Source organism: Streptomyces sp. NPDC000134 (assembly GCF_042899225.1).
Lineage (GTDB): Bacteria > Actinomycetota > Actinomycetes > Streptomycetales > Streptomycetaceae > Streptomyces.
In genome coordinates this window covers 14918-33114 of the sequence record NZ_JBIAZN010000004.1, presented here as the reverse complement: position 1 = coordinate 33114, position 18197 = coordinate 14918, and the positions used below count along the sequence as shown (strand labels likewise).

Here is an 18197-nt window from a genome sequence, read left to right as displayed (position 1 = left end):
CGCCACCGGGGCCCCGGAGCTGGGCGCCGTACGCGGGCAAGTTCAGGACACGGCGGGTGGTACGGCCGACGCCGCGCGCCGGCCGTACCACCCGGAGGGACTACTTGGTGACCGCGTCCAGGGCGTCCGCCGTGCCCCAGCCGTAGAACCCGTTGCGGTTCTTGGAGCCCTCGCAGACCGCGTCCACCTTGCCGTCGCCGTCGATGTCGTACGGCTTGGTGCACGGCGTGGCGTCGGCCTCCGCGTACAGCAGCGCCTTCACCAGGGCGGGCGGGGCGTACGGGTGGGTCGACTTGATGAGCGCGGCGACGCCCGCGACGTGCGGCGAGGCCATCGACGTACCGGCCATGTAACCCCACTTGCCGCCGGGCAGCGTGCCCAGGATCAGGCCGCTGGTGGCGGGCGGGGCGGGCGTCTGGTAGGCCGTGGAGTCGCCGCCGGGCGCGGCGATGTCGATGACGCCCAGGCCGTAGTTGGAGAAGGAGGACTTGATGCCCTTGGCGCCGGTCGCGGCGGTGGTGACGACGCCCGGCAACTGGGTCGGGATGTCGTAGCACTCGGAGGGGTCGATCACCCGCTCGGTGGGCGTGGAGTCGTTGGGCGAGCCCGGGTCGGTGATCTCGTCGGCGGCGAGGTCGTACTCCTCGTTGCCGGCCGCGGCGACGTTGACCGCGCCCTTCTTCTCGGCGTACGACGAGGCCCGGCGGACGGCCTCGACGAGGGCCTTCTGGTCCGGGTCGTTCTTGCAGTTGAAGTACCAGGGGTCGGTGTAGTAGCTGTTGTTGGTCACGTCGACGCCGTGCTCGGCCGCCCACATGAAGCCGCAGACCACGGCCTCGGTGTAGAAGAACCCGGCGGTCGTGGAGACCTTGATGCCGGAGACCTTCACGCCGGGCGCGACGCCCGTCATGCCGATGCCGTTCTTGGCGGCGGCTATCTCACCGGCCACGTGGGTGCCGTGCGGGGACTCCTCCGCGCTCGGCCGCCAGGCGCCGTCGGTGGTGTCCGGCTTGCCCGACACGCAGTTGACGGACGCCTCCCGGTCGAAGTTGGGCGCGATGTCCGGGTGGGTGTCGTCGACGCCGGTGTCGATGACGGCGACGGTGACCTTGCTGCTGCCCAGCGTCTTCTCGTGCGCCTTGTCCGCCTTGATGGCGGGCAGGTCCCACTGGAGGCCCTCCAGCGGGTCCTGGCCCTCGGCGGCCTCGGCCGCGGCGGCCTCCTGGGCGGTGAGCACCTTCGGCGTGCCGACGTCGGTGGTGGCCGCCGACGGCAGCGGGGCGGTGCGGGTGGCACCGGCCGACTGGACCCCGCGCACCCCGCGGACGGCCTTGGCGAAGTCCGGGTTCGCCGAGTGCACGACGATCACGCCGATCCGGTCGTACGACGTCACGATCGTGCCGCCGGCCTCGGCTATCGCGCGCTTGATGTGCGCCGAGGGGGCCTTGCCCGCCTGGACGTTGACGACATAGCTGAGCGAGGTGGCGTCCGCCGTGACCGAGGGCGTCTCGGCGGCGGTGGCCTGCACGTTGGGCAGGAAGGCGAGGGCCGTCGCCATGGCCATGCCGGCCGGGATCGCCAGGGCGCGGCGGTGGCGCGAGGGGAACGCAGTCATGTGCGAGATCTCCAGTCAGTGACGGATTGCTGACGTGCGGGTGCCAAATCCGGGGGGACGAGGGTCACTTCACCGCGCGGAGCGCGTCGACGATGCCGGCCCCGTAGAAGCCGTTGCCGTGCCGGCCGCCCTCGCAGACGGCGTCCTGGGCGCCGTCGCCGTCCTGGTCGTAGGAGGCGGGGCAGGCGGTGTCGTCGGCCTGCGCCTTCAGCAGCGCCCGCAACCGGGCCGGGGACGCCCCGGGGTGCTCCGACTTCAGCAGCGCGGCGACGCCCGCGGCGTGCGGGGAGGCCATGGAGGTGCCCTGGAGGAAGGCGTACTGGTTGCCGGGCATCGTGGAGAGGATGCGGCCGTCCTTCGACGGGGTGTCCGGGAGCTGGTAGCGCCGGTCACCGCCCGGCGCCGCGACGTCGACGACACCCTTGCCGTACGAGGAGTAGTACGACTTCTCCTTCTTCACGCCCGTCGCGCTGACCGTGACGACACCCGGCAACTGGGTCGGCACGTCGAAGCACTCGTGCGGGTCGATGGTCCGCGGCACCGGCGTGGAGTCGTCGGGGCTGGAGTCGTCGACGATCGCGTCGGCGTCCAGGTCGTGGTTGTCGTTGCCGGCCGCCGCGACGTGCAGGACGCCCTTCTTCTGGGCGTAGCGCTGGGCCCGGTCGACCGCGTCGACGATGGCCCGCTGGTCGGGGTCGTCCATGCAGTTGTAGAGCCAGGGGTCCACGTAGTAGCTGTTGTTGGTGATCTCCACCCCGTGGTCGGCGGCGAACACGAAGGCGCACACCACGGATTCGGGGTAGAACAGGCCGTTGTCCGGGTCGCTCACCTTGATGCCGGACACCTTCACGCCCGGAGCGACGCCGGCCACGCCGACGCCGTTGCGGGCGGCGGCTATCTCACCGGCCACGTGGGTGCCGTGGTAGTCCTCGGCGGTGTACGGCCGCCAGGCGCCCTCGGAGGTGTCGGCCTTGCCGCCGACGCAGTTCGCGGACTGCGACGGGGAGAAGTTGGGGGCGAGGTCCGGGTGGGTGTCGTCGACGCCGGTGTCGATCACGGCGACGGTGACGTCCCGGCTGCCCGGGTCGATCCGCGCGGCCCGGTCGGCGCCGATGGCCCGCAGGTCCCACTGGTCGGCCTCCAGGGGCTCCTCGCCGTCCCCGGCCGCCGCGGCGCTCCGCGCCGCCTGGGTCTTCGTCAGGTACTCCGCCGCGCCCTCGGCCGTCGTTCCGGCGGCGGCCAGCGGCGCGGTGCGGGTCGCGCCCGCCGACCGCACGCCCCGGACCGCGCGTATCTCCGCGCCGAAGTCCGGGTCGGCCGAGTGCGCCACGATGACGCCGATCCGGTCGTAGACGGCGACCACGCTCCCGCCGGCGGCGGATATCGCCCGCTTCACCGAGGCGATCGTGCGGTGGCCGGCGCCGGTGTTGACGACGTAGGCGAGCTTCGGGGCGTCCGCGGTGGCCCGCGCGGCCAACTGGGCGCCGGGGGCGGCCGACGCGACGGCCGGGAGGAAGCCGAGCGACGCGGTCAGCGACAGTCCGACGGGTATCGCCAGGCCGAGCCGGCGTCTGGAGCGCAGATGAGCCATGGGGTCTCCACATCATCCTCAAACGAGACCGGCCCGCGACACAGGTGGTGCTCGGGCAGGTACATGTCGGGTGGTGCAGGGTGAAGCTATCCCCCGAAGTCGCTGGCCAGCAATGACTTCCCGCAGGTGACTTCGGAAAGTGCCCGGACGAGTTGAACCGGGCCCCGCGGGGCGCCGTGTCGTTGGACAGGGAGCACCAGCACGACCAGCCCCCGTGAGGTTTCGAGCCGTCATGTCCGTCGTACGAGGAGACTCCGTGGCCACCGACGCACCGCCCCCCTCGCAAGAACAACGCGAACTCCCGAGCGTCGAGGAGTTCACCGAGGTGCAGCAGAGCGCGGAATTCGGTGAACTGCGCCGTTCCTTCCGCTCCTTCGCCTTCCCCCTGACGATCGCCTTCGTCGCCTGGTACCTGCTGTACGTCCTGCTGTCGAACTACGCGGGCGGCTTCATGGGCACCAAGCTGTTCGGCAACATCAACGTCGCCCTCGTCTTCGGACTCGCCCAGTTCCTCACCACGTTCCTCATCGCCTGGTGGTACTCGCGGCACGCCGCCGCGCAGCTCGACCCCAAGGCCGAGGCCATCAAGTCCCGGATGGAGGGCGGCGCATGAGCCCCGTACAGCAGACCTTCCTCGCGGCCAACGAGGCCAGTGAGCACCGGCCGCTGATCATCACGCTGTTCGCGGTCTTCGTGGTCGCGACGCTGTTCATCACCGTCTGGGCCGGGCGGCAGACCAAGGACGCCGCCGACTTCTACGCGGGCGGGCGGCAGTTCAGCGCCTTCCAGAACGGCCTGGCGGTCTCCGGCGACTACATGTCGGCCGCGTCCTTCCTGGGCATCGCGGGCGCCATCGCCATCTTCGGCTACGACGGCTTCCTGTACTCCATCGGCTTCCTGGTCGCCTGGCTGGTCGCGCTGCTCCTGGTCGCCGAGCCGCTGCGCAACTCCGGGCGCTACACCATGGGCGACGTCCTCGCCTACCGGATGCGCCAGCGGCCGGTGCGCACCGCCGCCGGCACCTCCACGATCGTCGTGTCGATCTTCTACCTGCTGGCCCAGATGGCGGGCGCCGGCGTCCTGGTCTCCCTGCTGCTCGGCATCACCTCCGACGCGGGCAAGGTCCTGATCGTCGCCCTGGTGGGCGTCCTGATGATCGTCTACGTCACCATCGGCGGCATGAAGGGCACCACCTGGGTGCAGATGGTCAAGGCCGTGCTGCTGATCGGCGGCACCCTGCTGATCACCTTCCTGGTGCTGCTGAAGTTCGACTTCAACATCTCCGACCTGCTGGGCAGCGCCGCCGAGAACAGTGGCAAGGGCGCCGCCTTCCTGGAGCCCGGCCTCCAGTACGGCGCCACCGGCACCACCAAGCTGGACTTCATCTCCCTGGGCATCGCCCTGGTCCTCGGCACCGCCGGCCTGCCGCACATCCTGATCCGCTTCTACACGGTGCCCAACGCCAAGGCCGCCCGTAAGTCCGTCAACTGGGCGATCGGCATCATCGGCGCCTTCTACCTGATGACCATCGCCCTCGGCTTCGGCGCGGCGGCGCTGATCTCGCAGAAGGAGATCATCGAGTCCAACCCGTCCGGCAACACGGCGGCCCCGCTGCTCGCCCTGCACGTCGGCGGCGTCGACTCGGCGTGGGGCGCGATCCTGCTGGCCACCATCTCGGCGGTCGCCTTCGCCACGATCCTCGCCGTGGTCGCCGGCCTCACCCTGGCCTCGTCCTCGTCCTTCGCGCACGACATCTACGCCAACGTCATCCGCAAGGGCCAGGCCACCGAGAAGGAGGAGATGCGGGCCGCGCGCTGGGCGACCGTCTTCATCGGCATCGTCTCCATCGCGCTCGGCGCCCTCGCCCGCGACCTGAACGTGGCCGGCCTGGTCGCGCTCGCCTTCGCGGTCGCCGCCTCCGCGAACCTGCCGACCATCCTCTACAGCCTGTTCTGGAAGCGGTTCACCACCCAGGGCGCCCTGTGGTCGATCTACGGCGGCCTGGTCGTCGCCGTCGGCCTGGTGCTGTTCTCGCCCGTGGTCTCCGGCGACCCCAAGGCGATGTTCCCGGACGTCGACTTCGCCTGGTTCCCGCTGAAGAACCCCGGCATCATCTCCATCCCGTTCGGCTTCCTGATGGGCTGGCTCGGCACGGTCCTGTCCAAGGAGAAACCCGACGCCGGCAAGTACGCGGAGCTGGAGGTCCGGTCCCTGACCGGCACCGGCGCCCACTGACACCCCCCCCGCGCGGGCCCCGTCGTAGCTCTCTACGACGGGGCCCGCGGGCACCTCGTGGCTTTCCGCCGCTGTCGATGTCGGCGCCGTCACGTAGGCTCGCAGGTGTCGGGGGGCGGAAGTGCCCCGCGATCCGCGTCGAGGGAGGGGGCCCACGTGCTCATCGACACCTACGGCCGAGTGGCCACCGACCTGAGGGTCTCGCTGACCGACCGCTGCAATCTGCGCTGCACGTACTGCATGCCCGAGGAGGGCCTGCAGTGGCTGGCCAAGCCCGACCTGCTCACGGACGACGAGATCGTCCGCCTCATCGGCATCGCGGTCACCTCCCTGGGCATCGAGGAGGTCCGCTTCACCGGCGGTGAGCCGCTGCTGCGGCCCGGCCTGCCCGGCATCGTCGAGCGCGTCGCCGCCCTGGAGCCGCGCCCCAGGATGTCCCTGACCACCAACGGCATCGGCCTCAGGCGCACCGCCGGCGCGCTGAAGGCGGCGGGCCTGGACCGGGTCAACGTCTCCCTGGACACCCTGCGCCCGGACGTCTTCAAGACCCTCACCCGACGCGACCGCCACCAGGACGTCATCGAGGGTCTGCACGCCGCCCGCGAGGCCGGCCTGACCCCCGTCAAGGTCAACACCGTCCTGATGCCGGGGCTCAACGCCGACGAGGCCCCCGACCTGCTCGCCTGGGCCGTCGACCACGGTTACGAACTGCGCTTCATCGAGCAGATGCCGCTGGACGCCCAGCACGGCTGGAAGCGCGAGGGCATGGTCACCGCCGGCGACATCCTCGCCTCGCTGCGCACCCGCTTCGAGCTGGCCCCCGAGGGCGCCGGGGAGCGCGGCTCGGCCCCGGCGGAACGCTGGATCGTCGACGGCGGCCCGCACCGCGTGGGCGTCATCGCCTCCGTCACCCGCCCGTTCTGCGCCGCCTGCGACCGCACCCGGCTGACCGCCGACGGCCAGGTCCGTACCTGCCTGTTCGCCACCGAGGAGACCGATCTGCGCGCCGCCCTGCGCTCCGGCGCCCCGGACGAGGAGATCGCCCGTATCTGGAAGCTGGCGATGTGGGGCAAGAAGGCCGGCGCGGGCCTGGACGACCCGTCCTTCGTCCAGCCGGACCGCCCGATGTCCGCGATCGGCGGCTAGGACGGGCCCCCGGCCCGCCCGGGGGACTGGGGAGTCTCGGGGGACTCGGAGGGCTCGGGGGACTCCCACTCGGCGAGGGTGACGACGTCCTTCAGGAAGCCCCGTACCCCGAGGAACTGCGACAGGTGCTCGCGGTGCTCCTCGCAGGCCAGCCAGGTCTTGCGCCGCTCGGGCGTGTGCAGCTTCGGGTTGTTCCAGGCCAGCACCCACACGGCGGGGGTACGGCAGCCCTTGGCGGAGCAGATGGGGGAGGTCGCGTCACTCACGGCTTCGTCTCGCAGGTCGGTCGCACCCGGCGGCTGGAAAAGGCGACGCCGAGCAGCCACGGGGGGAGCTGCCCGGCGTCGGTCAGTCGCTCCGACGGGGGATGCGGAGCGCTAACGAAGTATGTCACGGCAGGCGTGTCGCCCGGCACCGGAACAACATGATTGATCTGAGCATTTCTTGAGCTGGACGCGGGATGTCGAACGGCTCGATCGATCCGCCCATGACCCTTTCAGATCCACCTTGTTCAGAAATGATCGCCCGGTTTACTCCCCGTGCCCGCCGTGCGATCGGACACGACATCTTCCGGGACGGGTTCCGCACCGCCGGCCGCCGGCCGCGGCGGCGCGATCATCGGCGGCAGCGGCGCCGTGACGAACGTCGTCGGCAGCCCCGGCGCGTTCTCCCGCCCGGCGTTGGCGATCACCACCGCGACGTAGGGCAGGATCACGCCAAGTACCAGCGCCACGATCGCGACGTGCCGTTCCACGTTCCACAGCACGGTCGCCAGGATCACCGACAGCGTGCGCACCGACATCGAGATGATGTACCGGCGCTGCCGTCCGCGCACGTCCTCCGCCAGGCCCGTCCGGGCTCCGGTGATCCGGAACACCTCGGTGTTGCCGTCACCGCTCCGCTTCCGCATCGCATTCCACCATCCGCCCGCATCGGACCCTTCCCGCCCGCACCTGTCCGCGCCCGCTCGCGAAGCCGGCCCCGGACAGCCTCCACGGTACGCCCGGCCCGGCCCCGCCACGAGACCGGGGCACCCTCCGTCCGCGCGGACGGACTGCGCCCGGCCGCGTAGCGGGGTCCCCCGGACGGACGTATCCGCCGTGCGCCGTACGCGGTACGAGCCGACACTGACGGTAATGCTCACGTAGAGCCGGACGAGGAGGCAGCCATGGGCTGGTTGTGGGCGATCATCGTCGGATTCGTACTCGGTCTGATCGCCAAGGCGATCATTCCGGGCAAGCAGCACAGCCCTCTGTGGCTGACCACCATCTTCGGCATGCTCGGTGCCATCGTCGGCAACGCGGTCGCCCGCGCGGTCGGCGTCGCCGCCACCTCCGGGATCGACTGGTGGCGGCACCTCTTCCAGCTCGTGGCCGCGATCATCATCGTCGGCGTCGGCGACATGGTGTACATGGCGCTGCGCGGCAACAAGAAGCGGCAGCAGCGCGCCTGACCGGCGCACACCGAGGGGCGGCCCCGCGAACGGGAGCCGCCCCTGGTGCCGCGCGGACCGGTCAGGCGCCGGTGACCTCCACCGCGGCCAGGTTCTTCTTGCCGCGGCGCAGCACCAGCCAGCGGCCGTGCAGCAGGTCCTCGGCGGCCGGGACCGCGTCCTCGGCGGTGACCTTGACGTTGTTCACGTAGGCGCCGCCCTCCTTGACCGTGCGGCGCGCGGCCGACTTGCTGGCGACCAGGCCGACCTCGGCGAACAGGTCCACCACCGGGACCGGCCCGGCGACCTGGACGTGCGGCACCTCGGACAGCGCCGCCGCCAGCGTCCGCTCGTCCAGCCCCGCCAGGTCGCCCTGGCCGAAGAGGGCCCTGGACGCGGCGATCACCGCCGCCGTCTGGTCGGCGCCGTGCACCAGTGTGGTCAGCTCCTCGGCCAGCGCGCGCTGCGCGGCCCGCGCCTGCGGACGCTCCGCGGTCTGCCGCTCCAGCTCCTCCAGCTCCTCGCGGGACCTGAAGGACAGAATCCGCAGGTAGCCGGAGATGTCCCGGTCGTCCACGTTCAGCCAGAACTGGTAGAACGCGTACGGCGTGGTCAGCTCCGGGTCGAGCCAGACCGCGCCGCCCTCGGTCTTGCCGAACTTGGTGCCGTCCGCCTTGGTCATCAGCGGCGTGGCGTAGGCGTGCACGGTCGCGTCCGGCTCCAGGCGGTGGATCAGGTCCAGGCCCGCCGTGAGGTTGCCCCACTGGTCGCTGCCGCCCTGCTGGAGCACGCAGCCGTAGCGCCGGTAGAGCTGGAGGAAGTCCAGCGCCTGGAGCAACTGGTAGCTGAACTCCGTGTAGCTGATGCCCTCGGAGGACTCCAGGCGCCGGGCGACGGAGTCCTTGGTCAGCATCTTGTTGACCCGGAAGTGCTTGCCGACGTCCCGCAGGAACTCGATCGCGGACAGGCCCGCGGTCCAGTCGAGGTTGTTGACCATCGTGGCCGCGTTCTCCCCCTCGAAGGAGAGGAACGGCTCGATCTGGCGGCGCAGCTTCTCGACCCAGCCCGCCACCGTCTCCGGCGCGTTCAGCGTGCGCTCCGCGGTCGGGCGCGGGTCGCCGATCTGGCCGGTGGCCCCGCCGACCAGCGCCAGCGGCCGGTGCCCGGCCCGCTGGAGCCGGCGCAGCGTGAGCACCTGCACCAGATGGCCGACGTGCAGCGACGGCGCGGTCGGGTCGAAGCCGCAATAGAACGTGACGGGACCGTCCGCGAGCGCCTTGCGCAAAGCGTCCTCGTCAGTGGACTGGGCGAACAGCCCGCGCCACTTCAGCTCGTCGACGATGTCCGTCACGTCTCTCGTGTCTCCTCGGGTGGTTCTCGGGTTCGCGTACGAGGTTATACGCCCTGGCTGACGGAGCTCATATGGAAATCCGGCACCCGCAGCGGGGGCATCGCGGCCCGGGTGAACCAGTCGCCCCACTCCCTGGGCAGCGTCCGCTCGGTGCGCCCGGCCTCGGTGGCCCGGCCCAGCAGGCCGACCGGCGACTCGTTGAACCGGAAGTTGTTCACCTCGCCGGTCACCTCGCCGTTCTCGACGAGGTAGACGCCGTCCCGGGTCAGGCCGGTCAGCAGCAGCGTCGCCGGGTCGACCTCGCGGATGTACCACAGGCAGGTCAGCAGCAGCCCTCGCTCGGTGGCCGCGACCATCTCCGCCAGCGAGCGGTCGCCGCCGCCCTCCAGGACGAGGTTGCCGACCGGCGGGGCCACCGGCAGCCCGGTCAGGGCGGCGCTGTGCCGGGTGGTCGTCAGCCGGTTCAGCTCGCCCGCGCGGACCCACTCCGTCGCCCCGGCCGGCAGCCCGTTGTCGAACACCGACCGGTCGTCGCCGGAGGAGTGCGCGATCACGAACGGCGCGGTCTCCAGGCCGGGCTCGGCCGGGTCGCTGCGCAGGGTCAGCGGCAGCTCGCTGAGCCGGTCGCCCACGCGCGTGCCGCCGCCCGGCCGGGAGAACACCGTCCGCCCCTCGGCCGCGTCCCGGCCCGACGCCGACCAGTACTGGTAGATCAGCAGGTCCGCGACCGCGGTCGGCGGCAGCAGCGTCTCGTACCGGCCGGCCGGCAGCTCCACCCGCCGCTCGGCCCACCCCAGCCGCACGGCCAGCTCGGCGTCGAGCGCCGCCGGGTCCACGTCCGTGAAGTCCCGCGTGGTGCGCCCGGCCCACGCCGACCGCGTGCGGTCGGGCGACTTGGCGTTCAGCTCCAGCGTCCCCGTCGGCAGGTCGCAGCGCAGCCGCAGCCCCGTCGACGTGCCCAGGTAGGTCGACACCACCTCGTGGTTGGCGAACCCGTACAGCTCACGGCCGCCCGCACGGGCGCGGGCGAACGCCTCCCCGAGGGCCGGCGCGAAGCCGGCGAACACGGCCGACGAGGTCTCGGCCGGCGCTTCCGTGAAGTCGGGTGCCTCGGGCACCCCGGTGACCAGCGGCTGCGCGTCCTCGGCCGGTTCCGCGCCCCGCGCGGCGGCCTCGGCGGCCCGCACCAGGGGCTCCAGTTCCTCCAGGGTCACCGCGGACCGGGACACGACCCCGGAGGCGGTGCCCTCCTTGCCGTCGACCGTCGCGACGACCGTGAGCGTGCGCCCGCGCGTGACGCCGTTCGTGGTCAGCGCGTTGCCCGCCCAGCGCAGGTTGGCGGTGGACTCCTCGTCGGCGATGACCACGCAGCCGTCCGCCCGGGACAGCTCCAGCGCCCGCTCGACGATCTCGTGCGGCTTGCTCGTACGGGACGTGCGGGCGCTCATCGACCGGCCTCCTGGGTGGTGTTGAGAATGCTGACGCCCCTGAACAGGGCGGACGGGCAGCCGTGCGACACCGCAGCGACCTGTCCGGGCTGCGCCTTGCCGCAGTTGAAGGCCCCGCCCAGGACGTACGTCCCCGGGCCGCCGACGGCCGCCATGGAGCCCCAGAAGTCGGTGGTCGTCGCCTGGTAGGCCACGTCCCGCACCTGCCCGGCCAGCCTCCCGTTCTCGATCCGGAAGAACCGCTGCCCGGTGAACTGGAAGTTGTAGCGCTGCATGTCGATCGACCAGGACCGGTCCCCGACCACGTAGATGCCCCGCTCCACGCCGCCGATCAGGTCCTCCGTCGACAGCCCGGCGGGGTCCGGCCGCAGCGAGACGTTGGCCATCCGCTGCACCGGCACATGGCCGGGGGAGTCGGCGTACGCGCAGCCGTTGGACCGCTCGAACCCGGTGAGCCGGGCGATCCGCCGGTCGAGCTGGTAGCCGACCAGCGTGCCGTCCCTCACCAGGTCCCAGGACTGCGCCGCGACGCCCTCGTCGTCGTACCCGATGGTCGCCAGGCCGTGCTCGGCGGTGCGGTCGCCGGTGACGTTCATCAGCTCCGAGCCGTAGCGGAGCGTGCCGAGCCGGTCGAAGGTGGCGAAGGAGGTGCCGGCGTAGGCGGCCTCGTAGCCCAGCGCGCGGTCCAGCTCGGTGGCGTGCCCGATGGACTCGTGGATGGTCAGCCACAGGTTGGAGGGGTCGACCACCAGGTCGTACAGCCCCGCCGCCACGCTCGGCGCCCGCATCTTCTCGGCCAGCAGCTCCGGTATCTCACACAGTTCCGCGTCCCAGTCCCAGCCGGTCCCGGTCAGGTACTCCCAGCCGCGCCCGGCGGGCGGCGCCAGGGTCCGCATCGAGTCGAACTCGCCGCTGGAGTCGTCCACCGACACCGCGGTCAGCGCCGGATGCAGCCGCACCCGCTGCTGCGTGGTCACCGTCCCCGCGGTGTCCGCGTAGAACTTGTTCTCGTGCACCGTGAGCAGCGAGGCGTCCACGTGATCGACCCCGCGCGCCGCCAGCAGCCGCGCGCTCCACTCGGCCAGCAGCCCCGACTTCTCCGCGTCGGGCACGGTGAACGGGTCGATCTCGTACGACGAGACCCACGTCCGGTCGGCGTGCACGGGCTCGTCGGCCAGCTCGACGCGCTCGTCGGACCCGGCGGCCTCGATCACTCGCGCGGACAGCTTCGCCATCGCCACCGCCTGCGAGGCGACCCTCGCGGCGGCGTCCTGGGTCAGGTCCACGCCGGACGCGAACCCCCAGCTCCCGCCGTGCACCACCCGCACCGCGTACCCGAGGTCGGTGGTGTCCGAGGAGCCGGCGGGCCGGGCGTCCCTGAGCTGCCAGGATGCGCTGCGGACCCGCTCCAGCCGGAAGTCGGCGTGCTCGGCCCCGAGCGCACGCGCACGTGCCAGGGCGGCGTCGGCGAGGGGGCGCAGCGGGAGGGCCGTGAAGCTGTCGTCGATGCTATGAGGCACCTGTGTCTCTTCCTGTCGGCGTGAGCGGGGGGCTGCGGCGCATCATGTCGCGTCCGCGGCCACCGGGACCATACGTTTCCACGTCGGAGGGGATCTTTCTGTAGGGACCCGACAGCGCCGCCCGTAAGCCACTGTGGGTGCCCGATTCTCCGCGCGGAAGCGGGGACCGATAGGTTTTCGAGGAAGCCGCCTGCTGTCACCGCCCGTCGTCCGGGGGTCCGGGCGGATACCAGACCGCTAGGGAAAGGGTGATCCGTTGAGCCGCTCGGTTCTCGTCACCGGAGGCAACCGGGGCATCGGCCTCGCCATCGCCCGCGCCTTCGCCGACGCCGGCGACAAGGTCGCGGTCACATACCGCTCGGGGGAGCCGCCGGCCGGCTTCCTGGCCGTCAGGTGCGACATCACCGACGCCGAGCAGGTGGAGCGGGCCTACAAGGAGATCGAGGACACGCACGGCCCGGTCGAGGTCCTCGTCGCCAACGCCGGCGTGACCAAGGACCAGCTCCTGATGCGGATGTCCGAGGAGGACTTCACCTCCGTCCTCGACACCAACCTCACCGGCACCTTCCGCGTCGTCAAGCGCTCCACCCGCGGGATGCTGCGGGCCAAGAAGGGCCGCGTCGTGCTGATCTCGTCCGTCGTCGGACTGCTCGGCTCGGCGGGACAGGCGAACTACGCCGCCTCCAAGGCCGGTCTGGTCGGCTTCGCGCGCTCCCTCGCCCGTGAGCTGGGATCGCGCGACATCACCTTCAACGTCGTCGCGCCCGGCTTCGTCGACACCGACATGACCAAGGTGCTCACCGACGAACAGCGCGCCAAGATCGTGGGTCAGGTGCCGCTGGGCCGGTACGCGCAGCCGGAAGAGGTCGCCGCGACGGTGCGGTTCCTCGCCTCGGACGACGCCTCGTACATCACTGGAGCCGTCATCCCTGTTGACGGCGGACTGGGAATGGGTCACTGATCACCATGAGCGGAATTCTCGAGGGCAAGCGCGTCCTGATCACCGGCGTGCTGACGGAGGCGTCCATCGCCTTCCACACCGCGAGGCTGGCCCAGGAGCAGGGCGCCGAGATCATCCTCACCGCGTTCCCCCGGCCCACGCTGACCGAGCGCATCGCCAAGAAGCTGCCCAGGCCCACCAAGGTCATCGAGCTGGACGTCACCGACGACGAGCACCTCGGGCGCCTCGCGGACGTGGTCGGCGAGGAGCTGGGCGGCCTCGACGGCGTCGTGCACTCCATCGGCTTCGCGCCGCAGGACGCGCTCGGCGGCAACTTCCTGAACACGCCGTTCGAGTCGGTCGCCACGGCCATGCACGTCTCGGCGTTCTCCCTGAAGTCGCTCACCATGGCCTGCCTGCCGCTGATGCAGAACGGCGGCTCCGTCGTCGGCCTCACCTTCGACGCCCAGTACGCCTGGCCGCAGTACGACTGGATGGGCCCGGCCAAGGCCGCCCTGGAGGCCACCAACCGCTACCTCGCCCGTGACCTGGGCAAGCAGAACGTGCGGTCCAACCTGATCTCGGCCGGTCCGCTCGGCTCGATGGCCGCCAAGTCCATCCCGGGCTTCAGCGAGCTGGCCTCGGTGTGGGACAGCCGCGCCCCGCTGGAGTGGGACCTCAAGGACCCCGAGCCGGCCGGCCGCGGTGTCGTCGCACTGCTGAGCGACTGGTTCCCGAAGACCACCGGCGAGATCATCCACGTCGACGGCGGACTGCACGCCATCGGCGCCTGACCCCCGCCGCCGCACGGGCCCGCGTCCTCGGGGGACGCGGGCCCGCCCGCGTCCCCGGGGGCACCCGCCGCACCCGTCGTACGCGCCTCACCCGTTCGGCCCAGCGGGCCGGGCGGCGCGGTCCCCGGCCCCGCACCCTGGAAGACGAGTTCACCTCGCGCTTCCCCCTCCCCAGCACGGCCGAGGAGGTCCCCTTGTGCGCCTGTACCGCCGCCTGGCCTCAGCGACCGTCGCCGTCCTCTTCGTGTTCGCCGTCCCGTACGAGGCGCTGTCGTCGTCCCCCGTCCGCGCGGACCCGCGGGCGGACCCCTTCGGCGCCGCGTGCCGGGTCCGGACCACCGGCTCCCGGGTGACCGCGTACTGCCACAACCCCTACCCGGACCCCGACCACCTGCGACTGCACGTCGAGTGCCTGCGGTGGTGGGACCTGGACGGCGACAGCGCCCCGGTGACGGCCGGCCCCGCCCGGACCGTACGGCTGACCGGGCGCTGCTGGCAGGAGGTGGGCGCGGCCTGGGTCAGTCACGCGCGGACGGCGCCGCGCTGATCCGGCCCGGACGGCACAGGAACGGATAGCCCGCCGCCTCCGCCTGGGCCGTACCGGCGTCGCCCGCGCGGATCGCGTCCACCAGCCGCGTGTGGTCCATGTGCGTCTCCGGCGTCAGCTCCGCGCCGACGTCCTCGCGCAGCCAGTCCCGCATCACCTCGCCGAGATCCGCGTACATCGCCGTCATCACGTCGTTGTGCGAGGCGGCCACGACGGCCAGGTGGAAGGTGGCGTCCGCGGTCACGAACGCCTCCGTGTCGCCCGACTCCCACGCCTCCTCGCGGCGCACCAGCAGCGCGTCGAGCTGCTTGAGGTCCTTCTCGGTGCGCCGCCCGGCGGCCAGCCGGGCGGCGGCCGACTCCAGCGTGGAGCGCAGCTCGGCGATGTGCCGGGGGTTGGCGTCGGCGAACCGGCGGTGCATCACGCCGGCCAGCTCGCTGGTGGCCGCCACGTAGGTGCCGGAGCCCTGGCGGATGTCCAGCAGGCCGTTGTGCGCCAGCGCGCGGACCGCTTCCCGGACCGTGTTGCGGGCCACCCCGAGCTGTTCGACCAGCTCGGGCTCGGTCGGGATGCGGGAGCCGACCGGCCACTCGCCCGAGGTGATCTGCTGGCGGAGCGCGGTGATGACCTGCTCGGACAGCGCCGAGCGGCGGGGATGGCTCAGGGGCATGTCTCACCTTCGCACGGCCGCCCCGGCGGCGGACCACCGGGGAGTGGACAGTAATTCATCCCATGATTCTATGATGGGCCTCATGCCTAGCGAGGAAACCCGGACGCTGAGTTCGACGCCCGTGACCGATCCGGCGGCACCCGACACCGCGGAGGCGGAGACATCCCCCACGCGTGCGTGGCGCAGGCGGCTGCTCGTCGTCGCCATCGTGCTGGCCGCGCTGAACCTGCGCCCCGCCATCACCAGCCTCGGCGCCCTCCTCGAAGAGGTGCGCGACGGGCTCGGCATGAGCGGCACCGTGGCCGGGCTCCTCACCTCCGTGCCCCCGCTCTGCTTCGCCGTCTTCGGCGTCACCGCCCCCCGGCTGGCCCGCCGGTTCGGCGCCGGGGCGGTGGTGTGCGCCGGGATGGCCGCCATCACCGCCGGGCTGCTGATCCGCCCGTACGCCGGCGGCACGCCGGGCTTCCTGGCCGCCAGCGCCCTCGCCCTGATGGGCATCGCGGTCAGCAACGTCCTGATGCCGGTCATCGTCAAGCGCTGGTTCCCCGACCGGGTGGGGTCCATGACCGGCCTGTACTCCATGGCCCTGGCCTGCGGTACGTCGATCGCCGCGGCGGCGACCGTGCCGCTGACCGACGCGCTGGGCGGCGACTGGCAGCCCGGCCTCACGATGTGGGCGGCACTGGCGGCGGCGGCCGTGCTGCCGTGGCTGCCGTTCGTGCGCAAGGGCGAGCGGGGGCAGGGTCGGGCCGCGCGTGAGGCCGCCGGTGCGGATGTCTCCGCGTCGGCCGGTGCCGAGGCGGGGGCCGAGCGGCCCGCCCTGCGGATCACCCGGAGCCGTACCGCCTGGGCGCTCGCCGTCTTCTTCGGGCTCCAGGCCACCGCGGCCTACATCACCATGGGCTGGGTCGCGCAGATCTTCCGCGACGCGGGCGTGGCCGCCGGGACCGCCGGTGTGCTCCTGGCCGTCATCATGGCGATGGGCATACCGCTCGCCTTCGTCATCCCGCGCGTGGCGACGCGCCTGCCCAGCCAGGGTCCCATCGTGCTGGTCCTCGGCGTCTGCGGTCTCGCCGGGTACGCCGGCCTGTACTTCGCCCCCGCCGGCGGCGCCTGGGCCTGGGCCCTGCTGCTCGGCGTCTCCAACTGCGCCTTCCCGCTCGCCCTCACCATGGTCGGGATGCGGGCCCGGACCGGCTCGGGCGTCGCCCAGTTGTCGGCGTTCGCGCAGAGCACCGGCTACCTGATCTCCATCCCCGGCCCGCTGCTGGTGGGCGTGCTCTACCAGCACAGCGGCGGCTGGGGCCTGCCGATCGCCCTGATGGCCGCCCTGATGGTGCCGCAGATGCTGGTGGGCGTCCTGGCGGGCCGGGACCGCACGGTGGAGGACGAGGCGGCGGCCCGCTGACCCCGGCGCCGGCGGCGGGTGCGAGACTTGCCGTATGCCAGTCCTCGACCCGAACCCCCAGAACGGCCAGAAGAAGATGCTGCTCGTCTTCGGCTCGTTCCTCGCGATCTTCGTGATCATCGCCGTCATCGCGACCATCGCCTCCCCGTGACCCGCCGCGCCCCCGCCCCCTCGGGCGCGGGGGAGGGGAGCGGGGGTGGGGTTAACCCCCCGTCCCCTAGGGGGCGGGGCTCAGGGTGAAGTGGGTGGATCACCGGATGGGGCGGAGCCCGCGGATTCCGTACCTTCGATATGTGACCGCGAGGACCCCCGGCGACGGGCGGACGGCGGTCACCGACCACGGACCAGGGACGCCCGAAGACCCGCGGAGGCACTCATGCCGGCTCCTACGCAGACCAGCCCCCACCCGGCTTCACGCGGCGGCGTCGACATCCGGCTGCCCTGGTGGGCCGTGGCCCTGCCCGCCCTGGCCTTCGTCACCCTGCTCCTGCTGATACTCGACCCGGCGGACGCCCACGCGGCCCCCGCCGAGCCCGTGATCACCCACCTGCTGGAGCGGCTGCGCGACTTCCTCGGGCACTAGGACCTGTCGTTCGGATCATGCCGCAGACGCGGGGCTTGGCACGCGCACCTGCGGCGTTGTCGTCACTCGCCGACGCTCCGCGTCGACTCCCTCCTCCGCCTTGCATCTGCACGCACCAAGCCCCGCTCACCGGCGCGACGACGTGCAGCCGATCCCCTGCGACCTGATCCGAACGACAGGCCCTAGCGGTCACCCGCACGGCGGACCGGTCGCCGGGTCCCCGCCCTCCCCGGGCGCGAAGCCGCGTGTCAACTCCCTGCGCCCGATGGCCTGTTTCGTGCGAAGCTGGGCTTTATGAGCGTCGCAGAACCCCGCAGGATTGTTCTCTTCCGGCATGCGAAAGCCGACTGGCCAGAGGTGCCCGACCATGAGCGGCCGCTGGCCGAGCGGGGCCGCATGGACGCTGCCGAGGCCGGACGCCGCCTGGCCGACAGCGGCCTCTCCATCGACCTGGCCCTGTGCTCCACGGCCGTCCGGACCCGGGAGACCTGGAAGCTCGCCGTCCAGGAGTTCTCGCACCGGCCGAAAACCGTCTATGAGGAGCGGATCTACGAGGCGTCCCCGGGCGAGCTGATCGCCGTGCTCAACGAGACCCCGGACGATGTCCGCGAGGTCGTGCTGATCGGCCACAACCCGGGCGTGCAGGGTCTCGCCGAAGTCCTGGCCGGCGCCGCCGACGGAGACGTCCGCGAGCGGATGGCCGGCCGCGGCTTCCCGGCCGCCGCCTTCGCCGTCCTGTCCTTCACCGGTGACTGGAAGGCCGTGGAGCCCGGCGTGGCCACCCTCCAGGACTACTGGGCACCCAGCGACTGACGACCCTGCCCGCGCGAGAGGGCCCGGGGGGCGTCCCCCGGGCCCTCTCGCCGTATTGGCCGTACCGGCGGCACCGGGTCGTACCAGCCGCACCGGGTCGTACC

At 72.1% G+C, this 18197-nt stretch carries 19 protein-coding genes; 11 read left to right on the top strand and 8 right to left on the bottom strand.

What is annotated here, in order from left to right:
- Window positions 1–100 precede the first annotated feature (100 nt).
- Both ACFY32_RS07085 and ACFY32_RS07080 read right to left on the bottom strand, forming a co-directional pair.
- Window positions 101–1615 carry a S8 family serine peptidase gene (locus ACFY32_RS07085; protein WP_359200528.1) on the bottom strand — a complete coding sequence of 505 codons (1515 nt, stop codon included), beginning with the start codon at window positions 1613–1615 and terminating at the stop codon, window positions 101–103.
- A 64-nt stretch (window positions 1616–1679) separates the two neighbouring features.
- Window positions 1680–3206: a S8 family serine peptidase gene (locus ACFY32_RS07080; protein WP_390673621.1), complete on the bottom strand. Its 1527-nt coding sequence runs from the start codon at window positions 3204–3206 to the stop codon at window positions 1680–1682.
- Between the two features lie 256 nt (window positions 3207–3462).
- Here ACFY32_RS07080 and ACFY32_RS07075 point away from each other — a divergent pair, with 256 nt between their 5' ends.
- From ACFY32_RS07075 to moaA, 3 genes are all read left to right on the top strand, one after another.
- On the top strand, window positions 3463–3819 hold the full coding sequence (locus tag ACFY32_RS07075; protein WP_359200524.1) for a DUF485 domain-containing protein: 357 nt from the start codon (window positions 3463–3465) through the stop codon (window positions 3817–3819).
- Entirely contained in the window at window positions 3816–5441 is a 1626-nt protein-coding gene (locus ACFY32_RS07070) for a cation acetate symporter (RefSeq protein WP_359200522.1), read from the top strand. The genes ACFY32_RS07075 and ACFY32_RS07070 overlap by 4 nt, the downstream gene beginning before the upstream one ends.
- Window positions 5442–5597: 156 nt before the next feature.
- Complete coding sequence (moaA, locus tag ACFY32_RS07065; protein WP_359200520.1) at window positions 5598–6587, top strand: GTP 3',8-cyclase MoaA; 990 nt, start codon at window positions 5598–5600, stop codon at window positions 6585–6587.
- Here moaA and ACFY32_RS07060 read toward each other — a convergent pair.
- Together ACFY32_RS07060 and ACFY32_RS07055 are read right to left on the bottom strand one after the other, a co-directional pair.
- Complete coding sequence (locus tag ACFY32_RS07060) at window positions 6584–6853, bottom strand: hypothetical protein (protein ID WP_359200518.1); 270 nt, start codon at window positions 6851–6853, stop codon at window positions 6584–6586. The genes moaA and ACFY32_RS07060 overlap by 4 nt on opposite strands.
- Window positions 6854–7098: 245 nt before the next feature.
- On the bottom strand, window positions 7099–7497 hold the full coding sequence (locus ACFY32_RS07055; protein WP_359200516.1) for a DUF3099 domain-containing protein: 399 nt from the start codon (window positions 7495–7497) through the stop codon (window positions 7099–7101).
- Between the two features lie 258 nt (window positions 7498–7755).
- Here ACFY32_RS07055 and ACFY32_RS07050 point away from each other — a divergent pair, with 258 nt between their 5' ends.
- A complete protein-coding gene (locus tag ACFY32_RS07050) occupies window positions 7756–8040 on the top strand; it encodes a GlsB/YeaQ/YmgE family stress response membrane protein (RefSeq protein WP_359200514.1) in 285 nt (94 codons plus the stop codon).
- Between the two features lie 61 nt (window positions 8041–8101).
- Here the strand turns inward: ACFY32_RS07050 and tyrS are convergent, their stop codons facing one another.
- The 3 genes from tyrS to ACFY32_RS07035 are packed head-to-tail and all read right to left on the bottom strand — an operon-like array spanning window position 8102 to window position 12338.
- Window positions 8102–9370 carry a tyrosine--tRNA ligase gene (gene tyrS / locus ACFY32_RS07045; RefSeq protein WP_359200512.1) on the bottom strand — a complete coding sequence of 423 codons (1269 nt, stop codon included), beginning with the start codon at window positions 9368–9370 and terminating at the stop codon, window positions 8102–8104.
- A 44-nt stretch (window positions 9371–9414) separates the two neighbouring features.
- Entirely contained in the window at window positions 9415–10818 is a 1404-nt protein-coding gene (locus tag ACFY32_RS07040) for a metallopeptidase TldD-related protein (RefSeq protein ID WP_359200510.1), read from the bottom strand.
- Window positions 10815–12338 (bottom strand): TldD/PmbA family protein, encoded by a 1524-nt coding sequence (locus ACFY32_RS07035; RefSeq protein WP_359200508.1) that lies wholly within the window; start codon window positions 12336–12338, stop codon window positions 10815–10817. The genes ACFY32_RS07040 and ACFY32_RS07035 overlap by 4 nt, the downstream gene beginning before the upstream one ends.
- Window positions 12339–12594: 256 nt before the next feature.
- Between ACFY32_RS07035 and fabG the strand changes: the two genes are divergently transcribed.
- From fabG to ACFY32_RS07020, 3 genes are all read left to right on the top strand, one after another.
- Window positions 12595–13299, top strand: a complete 705-nt coding sequence (gene fabG, locus ACFY32_RS07030) for a 3-oxoacyl-[acyl-carrier-protein] reductase (protein ID WP_359200506.1) — start codon at window positions 12595–12597, stop codon at window positions 13297–13299.
- A gap of 5 nt (window positions 13300–13304) precedes the next feature.
- On the top strand, window positions 13305–14072 hold the full coding sequence (gene fabI / locus ACFY32_RS07025) for an enoyl-ACP reductase FabI (RefSeq protein WP_359200504.1): 768 nt from the start codon (window positions 13305–13307) through the stop codon (window positions 14070–14072).
- Between the two features lie 196 nt (window positions 14073–14268).
- Complete coding sequence (locus ACFY32_RS07020; RefSeq protein ID WP_390673620.1) at window positions 14269–14619, top strand: hypothetical protein; 351 nt, start codon at window positions 14269–14271, stop codon at window positions 14617–14619.
- On the opposite strand, the gene ACFY32_RS07015 is transcribed toward ACFY32_RS07020, so the two are convergent.
- Window positions 14591–15289 carry a FadR/GntR family transcriptional regulator gene (locus tag ACFY32_RS07015; protein WP_359200500.1) on the bottom strand — a complete coding sequence of 233 codons (699 nt, stop codon included), beginning with the start codon at window positions 15287–15289 and terminating at the stop codon, window positions 14591–14593. The two genes, ACFY32_RS07020 and ACFY32_RS07015, sit on opposite strands and share 29 nt — an antisense overlap.
- Window positions 15290–15359: 70 nt before the next feature.
- Between ACFY32_RS07015 and ACFY32_RS07010 the strand changes: the two genes are divergently transcribed.
- From ACFY32_RS07010 to ACFY32_RS06995, 4 genes are all read left to right on the top strand, one after another.
- A complete protein-coding gene (locus ACFY32_RS07010; protein WP_390673619.1) occupies window positions 15360–16697 on the top strand; it encodes a CynX/NimT family MFS transporter in 1338 nt (445 codons plus the stop codon).
- A gap of 34 nt (window positions 16698–16731) precedes the next feature.
- Window positions 16732–16848: an SGM_5486 family transporter-associated protein gene (locus ACFY32_RS07005; protein WP_097262240.1), complete on the top strand. Its 117-nt coding sequence runs from the start codon at window positions 16732–16734 to the stop codon at window positions 16846–16848.
- 225 nt (window positions 16849–17073) lie between these two features.
- The gene (locus tag ACFY32_RS07000; RefSeq protein ID WP_359200495.1) at window positions 17074–17280 is read left to right on the top strand and encodes a hypothetical protein; all 207 of its coding nucleotides are present in this window, start codon (window positions 17074–17076) and stop codon (window positions 17278–17280) included.
- Window positions 17281–17574: 294 nt separating this feature from the next.
- Window positions 17575–18093: a SixA phosphatase family protein gene (locus tag ACFY32_RS06995; protein WP_390673618.1), complete on the top strand. Its 519-nt coding sequence runs from the start codon at window positions 17575–17577 to the stop codon at window positions 18091–18093.
- Window positions 18094–18197: the final 104 nt, after the last annotated feature.

Excerpts from the sequence above, each read along its gene's own strand:
- ACFY32_RS07085 (WP_359200528.1), bottom strand. The coding sequence starts at position 1,615 with ATGACTGCGTTCCCCTCGCGCCACCGCCGCGCCCTGGCGATCCCGGCC.
- ACFY32_RS07080 (WP_390673621.1), bottom strand. The coding sequence starts at position 3,206 with ATGGCTCATCTGCGCTCCAGACGCCGGCTCGGCCTGGCGATACCCGTC.
- ACFY32_RS07070 (WP_359200522.1), top strand. The coding sequence starts at position 3,816 with ATGAGCCCCGTACAGCAGACCTTCCTCGCGGCCAACGAGGCCAGTGAG.
- ACFY32_RS07055 (WP_359200516.1), bottom strand. The coding sequence starts at position 7,497 with ATGCGGAAGCGGAGCGGTGACGGCAACACCGAGGTGTTCCGGATCACC.
- ACFY32_RS07050 (WP_359200514.1), top strand. The coding sequence starts at position 7,756 with ATGGGCTGGTTGTGGGCGATCATCGTCGGATTCGTACTCGGTCTGATC.
- ACFY32_RS07040 (WP_359200510.1), bottom strand. The coding sequence starts at position 10,818 with ATGAGCGCCCGCACGTCCCGTACGAGCAAGCCGCACGAGATCGTCGAG.
- fabI (WP_359200504.1), top strand. The coding sequence starts at position 13,305 with ATGAGCGGAATTCTCGAGGGCAAGCGCGTCCTGATCACCGGCGTGCTG.
- ACFY32_RS07015 (WP_359200500.1), bottom strand. The coding sequence starts at position 15,289 with ATGCCCCTGAGCCATCCCCGCCGCTCGGCGCTGTCCGAGCAGGTCATC.
- ACFY32_RS07010 (WP_390673619.1), top strand. The coding sequence starts at position 15,360 with ATGATGGGCCTCATGCCTAGCGAGGAAACCCGGACGCTGAGTTCGACG.
- ACFY32_RS07005 (WP_097262240.1), top strand. The coding sequence starts at position 16,732 with ATGCCAGTCCTCGACCCGAACCCCCAGAACGGCCAGAAGAAGATGCTG.
- ACFY32_RS07000 (WP_359200495.1), top strand. The coding sequence starts at position 17,074 with ATGCCGGCTCCTACGCAGACCAGCCCCCACCCGGCTTCACGCGGCGGC.
- ACFY32_RS06995 (WP_390673618.1), top strand. The coding sequence starts at position 17,575 with ATGAGCGTCGCAGAACCCCGCAGGATTGTTCTCTTCCGGCATGCGAAA.